This is a genomic window from Tolypothrix sp. VBCCA 56010 (assembly GCF_050875635.1).
Classification (GTDB): Bacteria; Cyanobacteriota; Cyanobacteriia; order Cyanobacteriales; family Nostocaceae; genus Hassallia.
Map to the genome: position 1 here is coordinate 1 of NZ_JBPAOH010000250.1, position 6668 is coordinate 6668.

A 6668-nucleotide genomic window follows, 5' to 3' on the forward strand; every position below is an offset into this window, starting at 1 on the left:
TTCATTTAACATAAACCCCTCCGATTTTGACTCTGGAGGGGATTTTATTGCTTTAATGTTATGCCTGCGAACCCTCTAAAGCATAACTAGCAACTTGGGTTAGTAAATTTGCGTAGCTTCTTTGCATCAACTTTTGCAGGTTTCTTAACTTGCCAAAGAAACCCACGCTTTCTCGCACGCTCATATTCTTTGACGTAGGTTTCTAACAGCTTTATTGATTTTTCTCCAATTAATATGGTTCCAGTTCACTAGCTGTTTCTTTAGTCCGTTTGTTGTCATTTCTGACATCATCTAACTTGTCCTTAGATTAGATTCCTTTGTTCGGTTTCCTTCGTATAAGACCCAGAAGAAGTCTGCTAACATTCGTTCAAGGGTGATGTTTCAACCCCTATCTGGTTCGTTACAAACCAGCATTCGCTTTTTCTTCCATCCTCTACCCTCCAGAGATTTCGGTCTTTGTTGCCTCAGACTTACTAGGAATATTCGACCTTTCCTAGACTTTGTGGGGTTTACCCTGTTGTGTCGTTCAGTTTTCTTGTTTTCTTTAGGTGCTGTCTTTTCTGCGGTGGAAATTTGTTCACACGATTAATGAAAGTCCGAGTCACTAATCCATCCACGTCCCTTTTGGGTAAAGCCTATCAGCCTTATTTGGCTATGATGGTACATCACGCAGTTTTATAAACAGTTTACGTTTGTTCACCATTGAAAAACTTCCTCTTGCTCTTGACCACCTTTAGGCTGGTAGTCGAAGATACTTTCGTGGTCTGCATTCCGACTTTTTCGTTACCTACTAGGTCGTGACCGGACTCGAATGAGTCTTTTACGTGAGGGCAAGGGGTGTGAATCCCTTGGCGGAGAAGCCTCCGCTTACTAAACGACCATTTCAGGTCGCGCCGGACTGATTACCGTGATTCCCCACTCAACAAATCGCACCTGCAATGCCAGGCATGCGATTGAGGACTTAAAACAGTCGCTGAATAATCGAATTGCTTCAAACGAACTCAACTTTGGGGTGCATATGGCAATTTATGCCTCGCGCTTTGAGCAGGTGGATTATTTGATACACGAAGGGTGATGAGAAAATCGACCATAAATCTAATCGGCTTCTTGCGGAAATTAAAGAACTGAAAGCTGAACTAAAGTACAAGCCAAAATCGGACGAGGGCATTCGATGTGCTATCACGATTAACTGTTAGGTCTGTAGTCGTAATTATTTTGGTAATCGGGGATGAATGTGAAGCGCTTCGCGCGGATCATAATTAGAGCAGCAATGAGTGGGGACTTGGCGCTCGGTCGGCGTGGGCGGGTATTTGGGTCAAATGCTGCCAGAAGCGGACGTATTCGTTCTACTGGGGATTCTCCGTAGATAATAAGGGCAAGGTTTTGATTTAGGCGATCGCAAAATACGGAAATCACACCTGATTAATCAAAAATTCACGCATTCACGCATTCAAGTCCGATCAATTGATTTATTAGCAATAATTATCAGGCAGCACTAATGATGAAAAAGAGTTCTTGAAAGGGAAAGGGCACTTCGTGCCGGGAAAAGGGTTTTGGGTAAAGGAAAAATGTTGAAGTAGTTTTAAACATTCGTACTAATTTTAAATCAAGGATGCCCATGCACCCGTTTTTTCCTTTCACGGCAGATGACGGCAGGTGCTCTACTTGGGTCGCCACCCCCACAGTCAGGGTTTCCCGACAGTCAAAGGGAGTGGCGTGAAACCCCTTTGAAGCGTACTGCCTCCGACTGTGCAGGTGATCCCCAAGACCCAACGAAGAGAGCCAGTCTCCCATCGATCGCTCGCTTACCGCTCCAAAAGGGGGCTGGTCTCACCGCACTGCCTCCCCTTTACCCCTCTTTTTTTGGGGAAAGGGAAAGCGCTCCGCGCAGCACGTATTGGAAGAGTTGTTTTGAACATTTGTACTAATTTTCAATAACTCCATCCCTTTCCTCCTTCCCCTTTAACATGCATCCCCTCTTGTCCCGCCCCAATCATAAGCGGATGCTGCACTTGGGGAGCCACCCCCGTAGGCGGGTTTCCCGACAGTCAAAGGGAGTGGCGTGAAACCCCAAGACCGCACCGCCTCCCCTTTAACATGCATCCCCTCTTGGAAAACCCTTTCCCCTTTTCGCCTATAAAAGTAATTTCTGATTTTACCTGACTAAACTTTTGCTTCCAAAGACTTGAGCAATTCGGTATTGACACCTGACTCACGAATTAAAGCAATTTTGCCTGTTCTGGCTATTTCCTTTAAACCAAATTTTTGCAACACCTGCACGATCGCTACCATTTTACCTGGATCGCCCACAACTTCCAAAGTCAGGGAATCTTCTGCCACATCTACGACTCGCGAGCGAAAAATCTGAGATAATTCGATAATTTCTCCACGGTTGCTGCTAGTGGCATTTACCTTTAACAGCATCAATTCTCGCTCTACACAAGGAGTCTCGGTAATATCCTGCACCTTGAGGACATTCACTAACTTGTATAGTTGCTTGGTGAGTTGCTCGATTACGCGATCGTCACCTGGTACAACCATTGTAATCCGCGAGACTCCTAGAAGCTCGGCAGGACCTACGGCAAGGCTTTCAATATTAAAACCGCGACGGGCAAATAAACTAGAAATTCGGGAAAGAACTCCCGCTTCATCTTCTACAAGAACAGAAAGAGTGTGTTTCATCTTCGCGGCTGTTTTGGCTAGGGCGACATTTTTGTAACGCAGACATCATCTTCTATCTACGTTATACGTAAATACTAAATTTTTCGTCTAATCTTTCATTATAAACCAAAGACATGTATTTTTTACAGTTCTTTTTTGGAAGTTGTGCGGAAATCATACCGCAAACTAGATTATTCTCCTTTCATAGGTAGATGTCGATTTTAGATGACAGCTTTTATACTCAAGTTGTCATGAATTTTTAATAGGAGAAAAGCGTTTATGGGTTGGTTAAAAAGACTTTTTGGCATGGAAAAACCCCAAAATGCAGAAGTGAATCCTGAGCCGCAGCCAGTACCACAAGCTGTTAGTACTGCTGCTCCTGCTGCTACTCAATCTATTCCCCCAGAGCGCGTCGGGTTGAATGGAGAGTACGATCAAAGTGGTTTGGCAAAGCGGGTTGCTTTAGCGTTCGATCAAGATGCCCAACTCGATGATGTTGATACACTCTGGGTTGCTCAAACTAGCGGAACTGTAGTGTTAAAAGGCAAAGTTCCCAGCCAAGATATTTTAAACAAAATGGTTTCTGTAGCGCGATCAGTTAGTGGTGCTACAGGTGTTGATACTACTCAAGTGACAATTGGTTAGGAACTCGTAGTGAGGACTTTAGTCCTCTGCTTTAAGAGCACGAAGAGTGCTCACTACATGTCTCAATCCAATCTAAAATAGCTTGGTTGACTCGTTCTGGACATTCGTCATGGGGACAATGACCTACATCTTCTAGGTTTAACAGTTGCAATTTATCGTTGTACTGAGTAAATCGATTCGCAAGTACTGGGGGAACAAATTTATCTTTTTGTCCCCAAATTAACAGCATGGGAATTGTTAAGCTTGGTAATAATGTCTTGACACTAGGACTAAAGTTAACTGCGATCGCTGCTTTAAATAAAGCACTAAAAGCACGCGCAGAACCCCGGTCTTGAGGCGGATCTGCTAAAATTTCTATTAATTCATCGGTAATCGCTTCTGGGTTAGCATAAGCTATACTTGCCCAACGACGCAAAATACCAGGCCGCCGGACAAAGTGAAATATCGGTTTGAGGATTAACGGGGAAGCGACAAGCTTCTTGATTGTCATGACTATCGGTCTGAGGAAAGCCGGGATCGCTTCTTGCTCTAATGACGGATCGGGCAAACTCATCATAACGATTCCTTGCACCATTTCCGAATGAGCGGCAGCGATCGCTAACGAAATCAGCGAACCATTGGAATTACCGATTAATACCACTGGTTGGCGGATAAATGCTTTCCAAAAATCGTAAACTTGCTCTGCCCATAGTTCGACGCTGTAATTCACAGGTGCTTTTTCCGAAGCGCCAAAACCCAGCATATCTAAAGCATATACTGTATGGCGCGAGCCTAATACTTCTAAATTGTGTCGCCAATGACCAATTGAAGCGCCAAATCCATGCAGCAAAATTAAAGGTGTGTCTGAGTGGTTATTTTCGGTAGGGCGAATATACGTGTAGCGGATTTGCCTACCCCGCCAAACCCAGTCTCTTTGATTACCAACTCTTTGCTGCCAGTGTACCTGAGCGCTCACACTTATGTCCTCCCAATTACCAGCTTATTTTTATTTTAAGGCGATCGCAAAAGCGTTAATGCTTTTCATCAATTGTTATTCTTGTCTAGCCACAAAAGCCAATCTAGATATATTTGACACTCCCCGGTCGCGCATACACGGCTGTGATTCGTTGGTCGAAATGAATAGAAATATTCAGGGATGACCGCAAGAAAAAGAAAGGAGTAATCCTAACCTAGCCACGAACTTGACAACCATGAGGGTGACTCAAATTATTTTGAGAAGTCCCTGACCGCAGGTGCAGCGCGTACAGCCACCCCAAGAGTGAGTGCGATCCTCAAGTGACCATTGTAACGGGGAATCATGGCGGTATCTGGAAGCCAAAGAAAGGAAACCCGGTCGAGCTCGAACCCATGAGTAAAGGCAACGCCCTTGAAGATGCGCTTGAACCATAGTCATTATGAACCAGCCTAAAGGCTAACCCGAAAGGGAAAGCAGGATTTAAGGCAATGCCTGAAAACTGTTGAGGCTGGAGCCAAAAAGGCAAAGGATATGGAGTTGGCGGTTTCGTGCCCGACCAATAAGCACTTCCCATAAACCCGGTGGATAGCATCACTCGTCATGTTATAACCAATGGTTGTCAGGAACGAAGTAACCCCTTTAATACTCTCAGTCGGTCGATACTGAGTAGGTGCGCGGAGCGTATGTATTAAGGGGGAGGGATTGGTCAGAAGCCAACGCTCTGCTGTAATGGCAGAGATATGCTGACAGACTCACTTCGGATTTGGAAAATAAAGTTGTAAGTAGCAATATATATGTCTAATACAGGGCAACAGTCAAAGCACCTGCTGCGACCAGAACCGATGGTGGAATGGAAGGATACAAATTTAAGAAAGTTAGAACGTGTAGTATTCAAGTTGCAAAAACGAATTTCAGTAAATCGCAAAGTTTTCCTCAATGGCGATCGCGAAGCTCAGTCTACGTATAATCAAGTTGTAAAAAGTCATTTAATTATAATTAAAATTTATATAACCGAGAAGGGTTTCCCAAAATTAAATTATAAAAGATGTAATTCCCAAAGAATTACCGTTGACTTCATTAAAACAATTAGCCCTCACAGATTCTCCAAACACACAGGCGTTGTTCTGACTGTGCTTAAATGAACATATTTCAATTCAAACGCAAGCTTTTTGCGACCAGCAAACTTTGTTTGAGATTCTAGTAATACCAATTCTCCATGAAGATGCACTAAATTATTAGAATCAGAAACTTTCGCAAGCTCTTTTATGGGAAATAACTTTCGAGTCGAGGTATGTGAGAGCCGTGAAGAACTACAACATCGATTGCGCCATGCGCTGACAGCGACAACAAAGGAACGGTTGCAGATGCTGTATTGGATTAAGACCAAAGCGATCGCGACAAGACAGGAACTATCGCTTTAGTCTTGGACGAGACGAATCAACAGTGTACCGATGGTTGAAACGGTACAAGCAAGGTGGGATTGATGCGTTACTCGAAGTTAAAACAGCCCCAGGCAAGTCAGGTTTAATTTCAGAAACTGTAATCAGTCAACTACATGAACGTTTGGGTCAACCTCAAGGATTCAGGAGTTACAGCCAAATTCACTCTTTGGCTGAGTCAAGAGTGCGTTTCGTTGTAGTTGCGTACAAGACGGTACACGCTCATTGTGCACACAAGATAATGCCAAATTGAAAGTACCACGTAAGAGCAGTGCAAAGGCTTTGCCTGAAGTCCAAGACGCATTTAAAAAAAACTTCCAGCAAATTTTCCAAGTATTATTGCGTTATTTGGGGACGGATAAACAAGTACGTTATTGGTGCGGAGCCGGAGACGCTGCGCCTCCGGTCAAGACGAAAGTCGTTTAGGACTCAAAACCCTTACTGGTCGTACAATTACCCTCACTCGTAGTTAAGCCTGTAGGCATTGTTAGCTGGCAACGGAAAAACTTTTACCTGTATGGTGTCGTCGAACCAGCAACTGTCGAATTGCTTTTTTTGGGAGTTTTCTCACCTTGATGGTACGTGTTTCCAAGATTTTTTAGACCTTTTTTCAAAGGCCTACCCCGATGCCTTGAATTTGGTACAAATGGACTTTTGTCATTTTCACAAATCTTTGGACTTAAAATGGCCTGATAATATCATTCCAATTTTTCAGCCTGCCAACAGTCCTGAGCTTAACCCCATTGAACGCTTATGGGAACACCAACGCGTATGAACTGTCCGCTCTAACACTGCACAAATTTAGATGAGTTGCGCCACAAGCTCAAACATGTTCACAGATTCCATCTCTCCCGAAGCGATCGCTTCGATTTGTGGATGGGATTACATCACCTCCGCTTTATTAAGTGCAACTTCATAGAGAATTGGTATAAGAGCCACAAGTAGTGAAGACAGTATTGAGAATACGG

7 protein-coding genes are annotated in these 6668 nt (G+C 43.9%); 5 read left to right on the forward strand and 2 right to left on the reverse strand.

Features of this window, described 5'->3' with window-relative positions; genetic code table 11:
* Positions 1-2163: 2163 nt before the first annotated feature.
* Positions 2164-2682, reverse strand: a complete 519-nt coding sequence (gene ilvN / locus AABK37_RS39470) for an acetolactate synthase small subunit (RefSeq protein ID WP_432556845.1) — start codon at positions 2680-2682, stop codon at positions 2164-2166.
* A gap of 258 nt (positions 2683-2940) precedes the next feature.
* On the opposite strand from ilvN, the gene AABK37_RS39475 reads away from it, so the two are divergent.
* Positions 2941-3306 (forward strand): BON domain-containing protein, encoded by a 366-nt coding sequence (locus AABK37_RS39475; RefSeq protein WP_039747338.1) that lies wholly within the window; start codon positions 2941-2943, stop codon positions 3304-3306.
* A 31-nt stretch (positions 3307-3337) separates the two neighbouring features.
* On the opposite strand, the gene AABK37_RS39480 is transcribed toward AABK37_RS39475, so the two are convergent.
* On the reverse strand, positions 3338-4261 hold the full coding sequence (locus tag AABK37_RS39480) for an alpha/beta fold hydrolase (protein WP_432556846.1): 924 nt from the start codon (positions 4259-4261) through the stop codon (positions 3338-3340).
* A 794-nt stretch (positions 4262-5055) separates the two neighbouring features.
* On the opposite strand from AABK37_RS39480, the gene AABK37_RS39485 reads away from it, so the two are divergent.
* The 4 genes from AABK37_RS39485 (at position 5056) to AABK37_RS39500 (ending at position 6475) form a co-directional block, all read left to right on the forward strand.
* On the forward strand, positions 5056-5403 hold the full coding sequence (locus tag AABK37_RS39485; protein ID WP_432556847.1) for a hypothetical protein: 348 nt from the start codon (positions 5056-5058) through the stop codon (positions 5401-5403).
* Between the two features lie 123 nt (positions 5404-5526).
* Complete coding sequence (locus AABK37_RS39490; RefSeq protein ID WP_432556848.1) at positions 5527-5682, forward strand: hypothetical protein; 156 nt, start codon at positions 5527-5529, stop codon at positions 5680-5682.
* A complete protein-coding gene (locus AABK37_RS39495; RefSeq protein ID WP_432556850.1) occupies positions 5633-5953 on the forward strand; it encodes a helix-turn-helix domain-containing protein in 321 nt (106 codons plus the stop codon). The genes AABK37_RS39490 and AABK37_RS39495 overlap by 50 nt, the downstream gene beginning before the upstream one ends.
* Positions 5954-6184: 231 nt before the next feature.
* A complete protein-coding gene (locus AABK37_RS39500) occupies positions 6185-6475 on the forward strand; it encodes a transposase (RefSeq protein WP_432556849.1) in 291 nt (96 codons plus the stop codon).
* Positions 6476-6668: the final 193 nt, after the last annotated feature.